General features: G+C 72.4%; 12 protein-coding genes. 10 read left to right on the plus strand and 2 right to left on the minus strand.

Annotated features, from left to right (window positions below; translation table 11 throughout):
• Window positions 1-128 precede the first annotated feature (128 nt).
• The 3 genes from AB4039_RS30760 to AB4039_RS30770 all read left to right on the plus strand — a co-directional run bounded on the left by AB4039_RS30760 (window position 129) and on the right by AB4039_RS30770 (window position 2568).
• Window positions 129-1271 carry a uroporphyrinogen-III synthase gene (locus AB4039_RS30760; RefSeq protein WP_266839324.1) on the plus strand — a complete coding sequence of 381 codons (1143 nt, stop codon included), beginning with the start codon at window positions 129-131 and terminating at the stop codon, window positions 1269-1271.
• Window positions 1272-1311: 40 nt separating this feature from the next.
• Window positions 1312-1854, plus strand: a complete 543-nt coding sequence (locus tag AB4039_RS30765) for a GNAT family N-acetyltransferase (protein WP_266839323.1) — start codon at window positions 1312-1314, stop codon at window positions 1852-1854.
• A 111-nt stretch (window positions 1855-1965) separates the two neighbouring features.
• Entirely contained in the window at window positions 1966-2568 is a 603-nt protein-coding gene (locus tag AB4039_RS30770) for a CGNR zinc finger domain-containing protein (protein ID WP_442272326.1), read from the plus strand.
• Window positions 2569-3025: 457 nt separating this feature from the next.
• Here the strand turns inward: AB4039_RS30770 and AB4039_RS30775 are convergent, their stop codons facing one another.
• Window positions 3026-3310 (minus strand): hypothetical protein, encoded by a 285-nt coding sequence (locus AB4039_RS30775; RefSeq protein ID WP_442272327.1) that lies wholly within the window; start codon window positions 3308-3310, stop codon window positions 3026-3028.
• 242 nt (window positions 3311-3552) lie between these two features.
• On the opposite strand from AB4039_RS30775, the gene AB4039_RS30780 reads away from it, so the two are divergent.
• From AB4039_RS30780 to AB4039_RS30795, 4 genes are all read left to right on the plus strand, one after another.
• Window positions 3553-4308: a GntR family transcriptional regulator gene (locus AB4039_RS30780; RefSeq protein WP_266839318.1), complete on the plus strand. Its 756-nt coding sequence runs from the start codon at window positions 3553-3555 to the stop codon at window positions 4306-4308.
• 624 nt (window positions 4309-4932) lie between these two features.
• Entirely contained in the window at window positions 4933-7239 is a 2307-nt protein-coding gene (locus AB4039_RS30785; protein ID WP_266839317.1) for a UvrD-helicase domain-containing protein, read from the plus strand.
• 462 nt (window positions 7240-7701) lie between these two features.
• Window positions 7702-9126, plus strand: a complete 1425-nt coding sequence (locus AB4039_RS30790) for an NAD-dependent malic enzyme (protein WP_266839316.1) — start codon at window positions 7702-7704, stop codon at window positions 9124-9126.
• Window positions 9127-9468: 342 nt separating this feature from the next.
• Window positions 9469-9750 carry an HU family DNA-binding protein gene (locus tag AB4039_RS30795; RefSeq protein WP_007264399.1) on the plus strand — a complete coding sequence of 94 codons (282 nt, stop codon included), beginning with the start codon at window positions 9469-9471 and terminating at the stop codon, window positions 9748-9750.
• A gap of 232 nt (window positions 9751-9982) precedes the next feature.
• On the opposite strand, the gene murA is transcribed toward AB4039_RS30795, so the two are convergent.
• Window positions 9983-11320, minus strand: coding sequence for a UDP-N-acetylglucosamine 1-carboxyvinyltransferase (gene murA, locus AB4039_RS30800; protein WP_030239179.1), 1338 nt, complete (start codon window positions 11318-11320; stop codon window positions 9983-9985).
• A gap of 262 nt (window positions 11321-11582) precedes the next feature.
• Between murA and AB4039_RS30805 the strand changes: the two genes are divergently transcribed.
• The 3 genes from AB4039_RS30805 (at window position 11583) to AB4039_RS30815 (ending at window position 14315) form a co-directional block, all read left to right on the plus strand.
• Window positions 11583-12143 carry a YqgE/AlgH family protein gene (locus AB4039_RS30805; RefSeq protein WP_266839314.1) on the plus strand — a complete coding sequence of 187 codons (561 nt, stop codon included), beginning with the start codon at window positions 11583-11585 and terminating at the stop codon, window positions 12141-12143.
• Window positions 12144-12172: 29 nt separating this feature from the next.
• A complete protein-coding gene (locus tag AB4039_RS30810) occupies window positions 12173-12457 on the plus strand; it encodes a DUF3039 domain-containing protein (RefSeq protein WP_063760367.1) in 285 nt (94 codons plus the stop codon).
• A 208-nt stretch (window positions 12458-12665) separates the two neighbouring features.
• Complete coding sequence (locus AB4039_RS30815; RefSeq protein WP_442272328.1) at window positions 12666-14315, plus strand: beta-N-acetylhexosaminidase; 1650 nt, start codon at window positions 12666-12668, stop codon at window positions 14313-14315.
• Window positions 14316-14507: the final 192 nt, after the last annotated feature.

Below are 14507 nucleotides of genomic sequence, written 5' to 3' on the forward strand. Positions count from 1 at the left end.
GTGCCGTGCGCGTTACGCCACCGAAATACGGCGGAACCGAGCCTGACACGACCCCTTGACAGGCTCGGTCCCGCGACGTGACACCTGCCCGGACCCCGGGCAACGGCAGCCGAGGCAGGTCACCCACCATGGACGAAGCAACGCACGGCCCGCTGGCGGGCTTCACCATCGGCGTGACCGCCGCCCGGCGCGCCGACGATCTGATCGCCCTGCTGCGCCGGCGCGGCGCGAGCGTGGTGCACGCACCCGCGCTGCGGATCGTTCCCCTCGCCGACGACGGCGAGCTGATGGCGGCCACCAAGGAACTCATCGACTGCCCCCCGGACGCGGTCGTCGCGACCACCGCCATCGGCTTCCGGGGCTGGATCGAAGCCGCCGACGGATGGGGGATCGGCGAGGGACTGCTGGAGCGGCTGCGCACCGCCGAACTGCTGGCGCGCGGGCCCAAGGTGAAGGGGGCCGTACGGGCCGCGGGGCTGGTGGAGGACTGGTCGCCGGGGTCCGAGTCCCTCGCGGAGGTGCTGGACCGGCTGCTGGCCGGCGGGGTCGCCGGACGCCGGATCGCGCTGCAGCTGCACGGGGAGCCGCTGCCCGGGTTCGTGGAGGCGCTGCGCGCGGGCGGGGCCGAGGTGGTGCCGGTGCCCGTGTACCGGTGGATGCCGCCGCAGGACCTCGCGCCGCTGGACCGGCTGCTGGACGCGGTCGCCGTCGGGGCGCTGGACGCCGTCAGCTTCACCTCGGCGCCCGCCGCGGCCTCGCTGCTGTCCCGCGCCGGGGAACGGGGACTGCGGGAGGCCGTCGTGGAGGCGCTGAGCGGGCCGGTGCTCTGCGCCTGCGTCGGGCCCGTGACGGCGCTGCCGCTCCAGGCCGAGGGGATCCCCACCGTGGCGCCGGAGCGGTTCCGGCTCGGGCCGCTGGTGCAGCTGCTCTGCCAGGAACTCCCCGGCCGGGCCCGGGTGTTGCCGGTCGGGGGCCACCGGCTGGAGATCCGGGGCCGGGCGGTGCTCGTCGACGGCGCGCTGCGGCCGGTGCCGCCCGCCGGGATGGCGTTGCTGACGGCCCTGGCCCGGCGTCCGGGGTGGGTGGTGTCGCGGGCCGAACTGCTGCGGACGCTGCCGGGGGCGGGGCGCGACGAGCACGCCGTGGAGACCGCGATGGCCCGGCTGCGAGCGGCGGTGGGGGCGCCGAAGCTGATCCAGACGGTGGTCAAGCGGGGGTACCGGCTGTCGCTGGACGCCGGGGAGTGCGCGGGCGGCGGTTCCGACCGCTGAGGGGATGTGCGGCGCCGTGGGGGTCGGTTAGCGTGCTCGGATGATCATTGACGGAGTGGAGATGAGGGGCGTCACGGTCGACGACGCCGCCGCGCTGGCCGAGGTGGTGGCCCGCAACCGGGAGGCCATGAAGCCCTACGAGCCCTTCCGGCGCGAGGAGTTCTACACGGAGGCCGGCCAGCGGGCCCGGATCGAGGCGCTGCTCGCGGAGCGCGAGTCCGGCCTCACCCTCCCGTTCCTGCTGGTCGCGGACGGGACCCCGGTCGGCTCGATCAACCTCGGCTCCATCGCCCTCGGCCCCCTGCGCAGCGGCGGCATCGGCTACTGGGTCGACCGCGACTGGCACGGCAAGGGCCTGGCCACCGCCGCCGTCGAGGAGGTCTGCCGGATCGCCCGCGACGAGCTCGGCCTGCACCGGGTCGAGGCCGGGACCCTGCTCGACAACGTCGCCTCCCAGCGGGTCCTGGCCAAGACGGGCTTCACCGAGTTCGGAGTCGCCCCCCGCTACCTCCACATCAACGGAGCCTGGCGCGACCACCGCCTCTTCCAGCGCCTCCTGCACGACGACCCGCCGCCGAGGTGACCGACGCCCCGGACTCCGCGCCCCCGCCCGGGGGCTTCCGCAACGCACGCGGCGACGGCACTCTGGGGAGGCGACCCACGGGGACCCACGGCGACCGAGGCGGTGACCGGCATGTGGTTCGACTCCGGGCGGGTCTGTCTGGACCTGCTGGCCACCTCCACGCCCCAGCCCCACGGGGACGCGGAGGGCATCGGTGACACCGACGAGCTGAGGCTGTGGCTGGTCGGCGCCGGACTGGTGCCCGACCGGACCCCGCTCGCCCGCCTCGGGCCCGACTGGGTGGCGGCCTTCAGCGGCCTGCGCACCGACGTGGGCACCCTCGTACGGTCCGCCCTGGCCGGGGCCGGCCCCGAGGAGGGCGCCCTCGCCCGGGTCAACGCGGCGGCTGCCGGTCCACCCCCGGGTCTGTGTGCCGTACGGGACCGGGAGGGGCACCTGGTACGGGAGTTGTGCGGCGGGGTGGAGTGCGCGGGGCTGCTGGCCGCGGTGGCCCGGGACGCGGTGGAACTCCTCACCGACCCCGGAGACCTGGCCCTGCTGCGCGCCTGCGAGGGCGACGGCTGCACCCGCGTCTACCTCGACACCTCCCGGGGCCACCGCCGCCGCTGGTGCTCCAGCGAACTGTGCGGCAACCGCGAACGCGTGGCCCGCCACCGGAGGCGGGTCCGCACGGCGGTGGGCGCGGGGGAGGGGGTCGGGGGGAGCGGGGCCTGACCCGGCCCGGATCAGAGAGGGTTTGGGGGTTTCCCGTCAGTCCCATCGTCTCTCCGCGTCGGGCCGGCCCGTCAAGGGCGCTCCCTTCGGTCGCGTCGCTCCGCGATGGCCTTCGGCCACCCTTGACCGCCCGACCCGCCACGGACATCCGAAGACTGCCGGGAACCCCCCAAAAGAACGGTCCACGGGGAAGTGGGGGAGGGGCGGGCACCTCAGCGATGCGAGACCCGTCTCCGCCCAAGCCCCCGATCCGGGCCCACAAGTCCTCGGCCCCCGGCCCGGGGTGCCCAAACCACCCGACACGACGACCACAGCGTTCAACGGGCCCCACGCGCACCAGACGCTACGCGCTTCGCCCGGCATGGCGTCCGGCGGCCGTCCGGGGCCGCTACCCGCACGAAACGACGACCACAGCGCCCTGCGGAGCCCCCGGACGCACCAGATCGCTACGCGCTCCTCATGTCTCGGCGTCTGCAGCCCGTCCTGGGAGGATCCTGGCGGGGCGGTACAGGGATCCCTCCAAGGTCTCGATGTRTCCRGCGGGCACGATGTTGCCCACTGCGGTGGTGAATTCSAGGCCGGACGRGTCGCGGAYGTAGGCSAGSYGCRCCCACCGCTCGGCTCCGCTGTCCGAGACGTTCTCGTTGACCACAGCCATCAGCTCGCCCTCGGTACCGGACGCGATGTCGCGGACCCGGCGGCCCAGGAGCCGGTGCGGCATGTACTCGTAGCCCTCACTCATGCGACACCGCCTCGGAGGAGTCGAGGAACCGATCCCAGCCGGCCAGAGCACGGTCGAGCAGCTCTGCGGAGGTGTCGGCTACCTCTCTAGAGACGTGACCTACTACAGCCGATCTGGAATGGCTTCGTCAATACATCTCCAGAGATGTGTGTCGGAATGGTTGATGGGGTCGAACGCCGGTCCGTGCGGCGGTCCACCTCTGGCCCTAGGGTGTCTAGAGAGGAGAAGGAGTGATCGGTTCGATGACCAGCCAGGGCAGCACCGGCCAGCCGAAGTACCAGCGGATCGCTGATGCACTGAGGGCGGCCATCCAGTCGGGCGAATACGGCCCGGGCGACCGCCTGCCGGGTGAGAACGACCTCATGGCCACCTACGGCGTCGCCAGGATGACCGCGCGTCAGGCCCTTGGCGTGCTCCGGAACGAAGGCCTCGCGGAGGCGCGGAAGGGCGCCGGCGTCTTCGTGCGGACGTTCAAGCCGCTGCGGCGCCGAGGCATCGAGCGGCTGGCGCAGGGGCGGTGGGGCTCGGGGCACTCCGTCTGGTCCGCCGACACCGAGGACCGGGAGCTCGTCGTCGACCAGGTCGAGGTACGGGAGGAGGCGGTCGGCCGCCTCGCCGACGCTCTCGGCCTCTCCGTCGGGTCCCGGGTGTGGGTGCGCAGCCGCCGTTTCGTGCTCGACGGCAAGCCCGTCCTCTTCGCGACGTCGTATCTGCCGTCCGACGTGGTCGCCGACTCCGCCATCACACGGGCCGACACCGGCCCTGGCGGAACGTACGCCAGGCTGGCCGAACTGGGTCAGGGGCCGGTCCGTTTTCGTGAGGAGATCCGCTGTCGGATGCCTTCGGCCGACGAAGCCGAGCGGCTCTCCCTCTCCATGGGCACGCCGGTCGTCCAGATCGTCCGCACCGCGTTCGCCGAGGGCGGCCGCCCCGTCGAAGTCAACGAGATGACCCTGGATTCCGCCTCCTACGTCCTGGAGTACGAGTTCGACGCCTGATCCACCGGTGACCAGCCCGAGACGGCCGTCGGACGCCGAGACATGGGGAGCGCGTAGCGATCTGGTGCGTCCAGGGGCTCCGCAGGTTGCTCTGGTCGTCGTGTCGGGTGGTCTGTACCGCCCTGGGCCGGGGCCGATGGATGTACGGGGCCGGAATGCGGGACTGGGCGGAGATGGCTCGCACGTCGCTGGGATGCCCGCCCCTCGCTCATGAACCCGGTAACCGTCCTTTTGGGGGTTTCCCGGCAGTCTTCGGATGTCCGTGGCGGGTCGGTCGGTCAAGGGTGGCCGAAGGCCATCGCGAAGCGACGCGACGAAGGAGCGCCCTTGACGGGCCGGCCCGACGCGGAGAGACGATGAGACTGAGGGGAAACCCCCAAACCCTCTCTGATCCAGGTCAAGGGAGTCGGCCTCATCGCAACCCCGCCCCCGCCGCCACCCGGGAGGCGGGTGGGCAGGCGCCGGGCGGCCACGCGGGGGTGAGGGGGAGATGGTGGGTCCGTGGCCCCGCCCCGTACCCGTACGTATCCGTCCGATTCGTCCGGCGCGCGGAACCGGCGTGCGGACAGGGCCAGGGTTCGCGTACGGTTGACGGTCGCCCATGCACGTCAGAAGGGGGCCTTGGTGGCCGCGCAGAATGCCGCTGTCGACAGCACGGCGGATTCCGTCCGCGATCGGGAGATCGCGGCCGAGCAGACGCATCTCGATCAGGTGTACCGACGCCTTGAGGAGAAGATCCACGAGGCCGAGTTCCTGATGAACGACGCCGCCAAGCGGGGGCAGGTCGGCACGCCCGGCGCCCTCGCCGAGCGCGACGCGCAGGTCTTCCGCGCCGGGATCCACCTCAACCGGCTGAACAACGAGTTCGAGGACTTCCTCTTCGGCCGCATCGACCTGGTCCTCGGCAAGGACGGTGAGCGCGGCCCCGACGGCGCGTACACCTCCGTCGAGCCCGCCGACGACGCGATCCGCCCCGACCTCACCGCCGAGATCGCCGAGACCCTGCACATCGGGCGGATCGGCGTACTCGACACCGACTACGCGCCGCTCGTCATCGACTGGCGCGCCCCGGCGGCCGCGCCGTTCTACCGCTCCACCCCCAAGGACCCCGGCCGCGTCGTGCGCCGTCGCGTGATCCGCTCCAAGGGCCGCAAGGTGCTCGGCGTCGAGGACGACCTGATGCGCCCCGAACTCACCGCCACCCTGGACGGCAAGGAGCTGCCCGCCATCGGCGACGGCGCCCTGATGGCCGCGCTCGGGCGGGCCCGTACGCACTCCATGCGGGACATCGTCTCCTCCATCCAGGCCGAACAGGACCTGGTGATCCGTGCCCCCGCCGCCTCCGTCGCGGAGGTCGCCGGCGGGCCCGGCACCGGGAAGACGGCCGTCGCCCTGCACCGGGCCGCGTACCTGCTCTACCAGGACCGGCGGCGCTACTCCGGCGGCATCCTGATCGTCTCCCCGACGCCGCTGCTCGTCGCCTACACCGAGGGCGTCCTGCCCTCCCTCGGCGAGGAGGGCCAGGTCGCCATCCGCGCGCTGGGCTCCCTCGTCGACGGGGCCGAGGCGACCACGTACGACGATCCTTCCGTCGCCCGCGTCAAGGGCTCCTCCCGGATGCTCAAGGTGCTCCGCAAGGCCGTGCGCGGCGCGCTGGAGCTCGGGAACGCTCCCGAGCGGCTGCGCGTCGTGGCCTTCGGGCGACGCCAGGAGCTGGAGGCCCCCGAGCTCGACCGGATCCGCCAGACCGTGCTCAGCGGCACCGCCCCGGTGAACCTGCTGCGCCCGCGCGCCCGCAAGCTGCTGCTCGACGCCCTCTACGCGAAGTCCGGCCAGTCGGGCCGGCACAGCGACCCGGAGCTGGCCGCCGAGCTGCGTTCCGCGTTCGACGAGGACATCTCCACCGAGGACGACTTCATCGGGTTCCTGAACGCCTGGTGGCCGGAGCTGACCCCGCGCAAGGTGCTGGCCGCGATGGCCGACGAGCGGCGCCTGGGCCGCTGGTCGCGCCGGGACCTGAACACCCGCGAGACCCGCCAGCTGGCCCGTTCCCTGCGCCGGGTCGGCCCGGACGGCAAGGGGCCCCTGTCGGTGCACGACGTGGCCCTGCTGGACGAGCTGCACCAGCTGCTCGGCGCGCCGGCGCGGCCCAAGCGCAGGCGGGAGATGGATCCGCTCGACCAGCTCAGCGGGCTGGAGGAGCTGATGCCGACCCGCGAGGAGACGCAGTGGGAGCGGGCCGAGCGGATCGCGGCCGAGCGCACCGAATACGCGCACGTGATCGTGGACGAGGCCCAGGACCTGACGCCTATGCAGTGGCGGATGGTGGGCCGGCGCGGCCGGTCGGGCACCTGGACGGTGGTCGGCGACCCGGCGCAGTCCTCGTGGACGGACCCCGACGAGGCGTCCGCCGCCCGTGACGAGGCCCTGGGGCGCCGCCCGCGCAGGCGGTTCACCCTGACCGTGAACTACCGCAACCCGGCCGAGGTGGCCGAGGTGGCCTCCCGGGTGCTGAAGCTGGCGATGCCCGGCATGGAGCCGCCGACCGCGGTGCGCTCCACCGGCCTGGAGCCCCGTTTCACGACGGCCGGGGACGACCTGGGCGCGGCGGTCCGCGAGGAGACGCAGCGGCTGCTGGAACAGGTGGACGGCACGGTCGGCGTGGTCGTGGCCATGGACCGGCGCGCGGAGGCCACGGGCTGGCTCGCGGACCTCGGCGAGCGGGCGGTGGCGCTGGGCAGCCTGGAGGCCAAGGGCCTGGAGTACGACGCCACGGTGGTCGTCTCCCCGGCGGAGATCGCCGAGGAGTCCCCGGCGGGCCTGCGCGTGCTCTACGTGGCCCTGACGCGTGCGACGCAGCAGCTGACGGTGGTCTCGGCGGCGGGCGACCGGCCGGGCGAGGACGGCGTACCGGAGCTGCTGCGCCCCTGACGGGCCCGGGCGGGGCCGGGGCCGCCCCCGGCCCCGCTGGGGCCGGATGGCCCGCGGCCAGGCGCGTGAGCCGGGAGACCGACTCGTCGGAGGGGGGATCACATCCGGCGATCCTTTGTTAGCCTGGGTACGACACCGGCTCGATCCAAGCCCCCGGGCCCAACCTTCGTCGCCTAGAGCGACCACTTGCCGCGAGGCGAGCATGGCGGGTCGGTGTCGTCAGTCTGAGCGGGAACACCAGGTCCGCGCCCTCCACGCAGTGGGGGGCGCGGACCTGTTTCGTATCAACCCACCATTCCACCGACCCCTGATATCTCGTATGGTGGAAGTGTTCTTCCGGAATTTGTAGCTGGTTACCTCGTACCGGCTGGTAGGTGGGACGATCGGACAACGGGTCCGTCCACGTCTGCCGTGTGCGGGCCCGTGTACAGCGAAATCAGGGACAGAAGAGGAAACACGGCCATGGCAACGGCGCCCAGCGTCTCGTATTCGATGACGGTCCGACTGGAAGTGCCCGCGAGCGGAACCGCGGTCTCCCAGCTCACCACCGCCGTGGAGTCTTCGGGGGGCTCGGTCACCGGCCTCGACGTGACCGCATCCGGTCACGAGAAGCTCCGCATCGACGTCACCATCGCCGCCACCTCCACCGCGCACGCCGACGAGATCGTCGAGAAGCTGCGCGGCATCGAGGGCGTCAGCCTCGGCAAGGTCTCGGACCGAACCTTCCTGATGCACCTCGGCGGCAAGATCGAAATGTCGTCCAAGCACCCCATCCGCAACCGTGACGACCTCTCGATGATCTACACCCCGGGCGTCGCCCGCGTGTGCATGGCCATCGCCGAGAACCCCGAGGACGCGCGCCGCCTCACCATCAAGCGCAACTCCGTCGCAGTCGTGACCGACGGCTCCGCCGTGCTGGGCCTGGGCAACATCGGCCCGATGGCCGCGCTGCCCGTCATGGAGGGCAAGGCGGCCCTCTTCAAGCGCTTCGCCGGCATCGACGCCTGGCCCATCTGCCTCGACACGCAGGACGCCGACGAGATCGTCGCGATCGTCAAGGCCATCGCCCCGGGCTTCGCCGGCATCAACCTGGAGGACATCTCCGCGCCGCGCTGCTTCGAGATCGAGGCCCGCCTGCGCGAGGCCCTCGACATCCCCGTCTTCCACGACGACCAGCACGGCACCGCCATCGTCGTCCTCGCCGCCCTGACCAACGCGCTTCGCGTGGTGGGCAAGGCAGTTGGCGACGTCAAGGTGGTCATGTCGGGCGCCGGCGCAGCCGGTACCGCCATCCTCAAGCTGCTCCTCGCGGCCGGCGTCAAGAACGCGGTCAGCGCCGACATCCACGGCGTCGTGCACGCGGACCGCCCCGACCTCGTCGACGCGGCCCCCGACTCCCCGCTGCGCTGGATCGCCGACAACACCAACCCCGAGGGCTACACCGGCACTCTGAAGGAGGCCGTGGTCGGCGCCGACGTCTTCATCGGCGTCTCCGCCCCGAACGTGCTGTCCGGCGAGGACGTCGCCGCCATGGCCGAAGGCGCCATCGTGTTCGCGCTCGCGAACCCGGACCCGGAGGTCGACCCGGCCGTCGCCCGTCAGACCGCCGCCGTGGTGGCCACCGGCCGTTCCGACTTCCCGAACCAGATCAACAACGTGCTGGTCTTCCCGGGCGTCTTCCGCGGTCTGCTCGACGCCCAGTCGAGGACCGTGAACACCGACATGATGCTGGCCGCGGCGAGCGCCCTGGCCGACGTCGTCGGCGAGGACGAGCTGAACGCCAACTACATCATCCCGTCCGTCTTCAACGACAAGGTCGCGGGCGCGGTCGCCGGCGCGGTCCGCAAGGCCGCCTCCGCTCCTGTGACGGCGGCCACGTCCGTCTGATCCGGCGCGTCGCGGGGTGCGGGCCGGGCGGGGCGCCTCTAGGGTTGCGGGGATGCCCGCGTGGCCCGCGGTCCGCATCCACGGCGGTCCGACGGGTCCACCCGGCCCAGGGGACCGCTGAAGCCTTCGATGCGGACGGAGCGTCACCGCGGCGTGACTGTGGCGCTTTTCGTGTGACCCTGGCGGGTGCCGGATTGGCTTTCCCGCCGCTGGTGGGGGCAGGATGCGTAACCGGGCGAGAGGGTCTGACGTTCAGACCCGGGTCCGGGGACTGTCCGAGGGCCCTGGCAGCATCGGCTTCGATCTCACGCCTCTAAGGCAAGTTGAACACGGGAGTACAACATGAACCGCAGTGAGCTGGTGGCCGCTCTGTCCGAGCGCGCCGAGGTGACCCGCAAGGACGCCGACGCCGTTCTGGCCGCGCTCGCCGAGACCGTCGGCGAGATCGTCGCCAAGGGCGACGAGAAGGTCACCATCCCCGGCTTCCTGACCTTCGAGCGCACCCACCGTGCCGCTCGCACCGCGCGCAACCCGCAGACCGGCGACCCCATCCAGATCCCGGCCGGCTACAGCGTGAAGGTCTCCGCGGGCTCCAAGCTCAAGGAAGCCGCCAAGGGCAAGTAGTACGCCCTTGTGCCGAGGGCCGTACCGGCCCTCGGGACGGCAGTAGTACGTACGACGAAGGGCGGCCACCCCACGGGGGTGGCCGCCCTTCGGTCGTGCCCGGCCGGTGCCCGGCCCGTGCGCGGCCCCCAGGAGGGCCTCACGGGCCCTTCCAGGGCCTCGTGGGGCCCCGGAAGGGATCGGTCCGGGCCGGGACCCCATCGGGTCTCAGGATCCGGACCGGGAGCCGGTCTCAGACGAGGTCGCCGTTCGGCAGTTCGACCTTGGCGCCGAGTTCGACGAGCTTCTCCATGAAGTTCTCGTAGCCGCGGTTGATCAGGTCGATGCCGTGCACCCGCGAGGTGCCCTCGGCCGCCAGCGCCGCGATCAGGTACGAGAACCCGCCGCGCAGGTCGGGGATGACCAGGTCGGCGCCCTGGAGCTTGGTCGGGCCCGAGACGACGGCCGAGTGCAGGAAGTTGCGCTGGCCGAACCGGCACGCGCTGCCGCCCAGGCACTCGCGGTACAGCTGGATGTGAGCACCCATCTGGTTGAGCGCCGAGGTGAAGCCGAGCCGGGACTCGTAGACCGTCTCGTGGACGATCGACAGGCCCGACGCCTGCGTCAGGGCGACGACCAGCGGCTGCTGCCAGTCGGTCTGGAAGCCGGGGTGCACGTCCGTCTCCAGCGCGATGGCCTTCAGCGGGCCGCCCGGGTGCCAGAAGCGGATGCCCTCGTCGTCGATCTCGAACGCGCCGCCGACCCGGCGGAACGTGTTCAGGAAGGTCATCATCGAGCGCTGCTGCGCCCCGCGGACGTAGATGTTGCCGCCGGTCGCCAGGGCCGCGGACGCCCAGGAGGCGGCCTCCAGACGGTCCGGGAGCGCCTTGTGGTTGTAGCCGCTCAGGCGGTCCACACCGGTGATGCGGATGGTGCGGTCGGTGTCGACGGAGATGATCGCGCCCATCTTCTGCAGGACGCAGATGAGGTCTTCGATCTCCGGCTCGACGGCGGCGTTGCTGAGCTCGGTCACGCCCTCGGCCAGGACGGCCGTCAGCAGGACCTGCTCGGTCGAGCCGACCGACGGGTAGGGGAGGCGGATCTTGCAGCCGCGCAGGCGCTGCGGGGCCTCAAGGTACTGGCCGCCTTCGCGCTTCTCGATGGTCGCGCCGAACTGGCGGAGCACGTCGAAGTGGAAGTCGATCGGCCGGCCGCCGATGTCGCAGCCGCCGAGGCCCGGGATGAAGGCGTGGCCGAGGCGGTGCAGCAGCGGGCCGCAGAAGAGGATCGGGATCCGGGAGGATCCCGCGTGCGCGTCGATGTCGGCGACGTTGGCGCTCTCGACGTGGGTCGGGTCGAGGATCAGCTCGCCCGGCTCCTCGCCGGGCCGCACGGTCACGCCGTGCAGCTGGAGCAGCCCGCGCACGACCCGCACGTCACGGATGTCGGGAACATTGCGCAGCCGGCTCGGCTCGCTGCCGAGCAGGGCGGCGACCATGGCCTTCGGCACGAGGTTCTTCGCGCCGCGAACACGGATCTCGCCCTCGAGCGGGGTTCCGCCGTGGACAAGCAGGACATCGTTGCCGGTCATGGATCTCGCGTTCCGGAGAGGATGGGCAGGGGATCAGTGAAAAGGGTAAGGGTCGCTACCCCCTTGTTTGTATGGCCGACGTGGCCGTAGGACTGTCATGAATTCGGCACAGCACCCTGCGTGTGCGACAGGTGGCGGAGTGTCGCGTTCCGGTGTCGGTGAAGGCGCGCGCTCCTCTCTGCCGCCGTGCGCCCTGAGCTGCGCGTGATCCATTGCGGCCGTCCGCTCCCCCTGGAGGGCGATTGTGCGAGATCATGTCCGCATGACCGAGGTGTCCTCCCTCACAGGGCGGCTGCTCGTGGCCACCCCCGCCCTCGCGGACCCGAATTTCGACCGCGCGGTCGTGCTGCTGCTCGACCACGACGAGCAGGGCTCCCTCGGCGTGGTCCTCAACCGGCCGACCCCGGTGGACGTCCGCGACATCCTGCTGCCGTGGGCACCGCTGGCCGGCGACCCGGGCGTGGTCTTCCAGGGCGGCCCCGTCGCGCTGGACTCCGCCCTGGGGGTCGCCGTGATCCCGGGTGAGGAAGGGCCGCTGGGCTGGCGCCGCGTGCACGGCGCGATCGGCCTCGTCGACCTGGAGACCCCGCCCGAGCTCCTCGCCGCCGCCCTCGGCGGCCTGCGCATCTTCGCCGGCTACTCCGGATGGGGTCCCGGCCAGCTGGAGGTTGAGGTGGGCGACGGCGCCTGGTACGTGGTCGATTCCGAGCCCGGGGACGTCTCCTTCCCGGACCCCGAACGCCTGTGGCGGGCGGTGCTGCGCCGCCAGCGCAGCGAGCTCGCGATGGTCGCCACCTATCTGGACGACCCGTCGCTGAACTGACCCCGACGGGGTTCAGTACCCTGGATTTCATGAGCACTCTTGAGCCCGAGCGCGGGACTGGTACGGGGACCCTCGTAGAGCCGACGCCGCAGGTGTCCCACGGCGACGGCGACCACGAGCGCTTCGCCCACTACGTCCAGAAGGACAAGATCATGGCGAGCGCGCTCGACGGCACCCCCGTCGTCGCGCTCTGCGGCAAGGTCTGGGTGCCGGGCCGCGATCCGAAGAAGTACCCGGTGTGCCCCATGTGCAAGGAGATCTACGAATCCATGGGCTCCGGCGGCGACAAGGACAAGGGCGGCAAGGACAAGTAACCGGGTCCGGGGCCCCGGCCAGGTGGTCCGGGGCCCGGTGGTCCCGGGGCCGGACGTCCCGACCGTCGAGGCGAAGGCCCTCGGTGCGCGATCGCGCCCGGGGGCCTTTTGCGTGCCCCGGGGGCGGGCTAGGGTCGGCCCGACGAGCACGCTGCGAAACGAGCGTTGCGCAGGGTGCAACAGGCTCGCTGCCGCGAAGGGCTGACGCATGGACCTGATCCCCGTACCGCAGGACGCCACCGTGGACGAGGAGGGCCGGCGCTACGCGTTCGGCCCGCGGCCGCTGCTCGCCGCCGGACCCGGTGCCGAGGGGGTCGCGCGCTGGCTGCGCCGCGAGCTCGGGGCCGCCACCGGGTGGGAGCTGCCGGCCGCGGGGCCCGGCGAGCGGGCCGACGTACGCCTGGCCGTCGATCCCGGGCGGGCGGAGTCCGACGGGCCGGAGTCCTACCGGCTGACCGTGGCCGCGGACGGGGTGGAGCTGACGGGCGCCTCCGCCGCCGGGCTGTTCTGGGGTGCGCAGACGCTGCGTCAGCTGCTCGGGCCCGCCGCGTACCGCAGGGCGCCGCTGGCCGGGCCCGCCGGGCGGCCCGGCTGGAGCCTGCCGTACGTCACCGTCGCCGACGCCCCCCGCTTCGGCTGGCGCGGGATGCTGCTCGACGTCGCCCGGCACTTCACGCCCAAGGACGGGGTCCTGCGGTACGTCGACCTCCTCGTCGCCCACAAGCTGAACGTGCTCCACCTGCACCTGACGGACGACCAGGGCTGGCGGATCGAGATCGCGCGGTACCCGAGGCTCACCGAGGTGGGCGCCTGGCGCGCGCGCAGCCGCTGGGGACACCGGGCCTCGCCGCTGTGGAACGAGACCCCGCACGGCGGTTTCTACACCCGGGACGACATCCGCGAGATCGTCGCGTATGCGGCCGAACGGCACGTGCGGGTGGTCCCCGAAATCGACCTCCCGGGGCACTCCCAGGCCGCGATCGCCGCCTACCCCGAGCTGGGCAACCGCGACGTCGTGGACACCGCCGCGCTCGGCGTGTGGGACGACTGGGGCGTCAACGAGAACGTGCTCGCCCCCACCGAGGACGTACTGCGCTTCTACGAGGGAGTGTTCGAGGAGGTCCTGGAGCTGTTCCCGGCGGAGGTCTCGCCCTTCGTGCACGTGGGCGGCGACGAGTGCCCCAAGGCGCAGTGGCGCGCCTCCCCGGCGGCACAGGCGCGGATCGGGGAACTGGGGGTGGACGGCGAGGACGGGCTCCAGGCCTGGTTCATCAGGCACTTCGACGGCTGGCTCGCCGCGCGCGGGCGCCGGCTCGTCGGCTGGGACGAGATCCTGGAGGGCGGGCTGGCGGACGGCGCCGTCGTCTCCTCCTGGCGCGGCTACGGGGGCGGGATCGCCGCGGCCGAGGCCGGACACGACGTGGTGATGTGCCCCGAGCAGCGGGTGTACCTGGACCACCGTCAGGCGGACGGCCCGGACGAGCCGATGCCCATCGGGTACGTGCGCTCGCTGGAGGACGTCTACCGCTTCGAGCCGGTGCCGCCGAAGCTCTCCGCGGAGGCCGCCGCCCACGTGCTGGGGGCGCAGGCCAACGTGTGGACCGAGGTGATGGAGAACCAGGCGCGCGTCGACTACCAGGTGTTCCCGCGGCTGGCCGCCTTCGCGGAGGCGGTGTGGTCCCGGCTGCCGGAACCGGAATCCAGGGACTACGAGGGCTTCGAGGCCCGGATGACGGCGCACTACGCACGGCTCGACGCCCTCGGCGTCGACTACAGGCCACCGGCGGGACCATTGCCGTGGCAGCGTCGGCCGGGGGTCCCGGGGCGTCCGCTGGCGGGCGCGCCCCCGATCGTGTGACCCGGGGGGTGTGCCGCCCGCCCGGTCGTCGTTGACCGGAAGCGGAACTCTTCGGAAACCTTTGGAACTCTGCCTCGAACCAGAGCGATACGGGGGAAAACGGGCGTTCGGGAGGTAGGGGAAACAGGTGGTGCGGGGTGGTGCCGACGTGCGTCCGGGCAGGGCGCGGGTGGGGTGCGGGTGGGGTGCGGG

The organism is Streptomyces sp. M-16 (assembly GCF_052114405.1).
GTDB lineage: Bacteria > Actinomycetota > Actinomycetes > Streptomycetales > Streptomycetaceae > Streptomyces.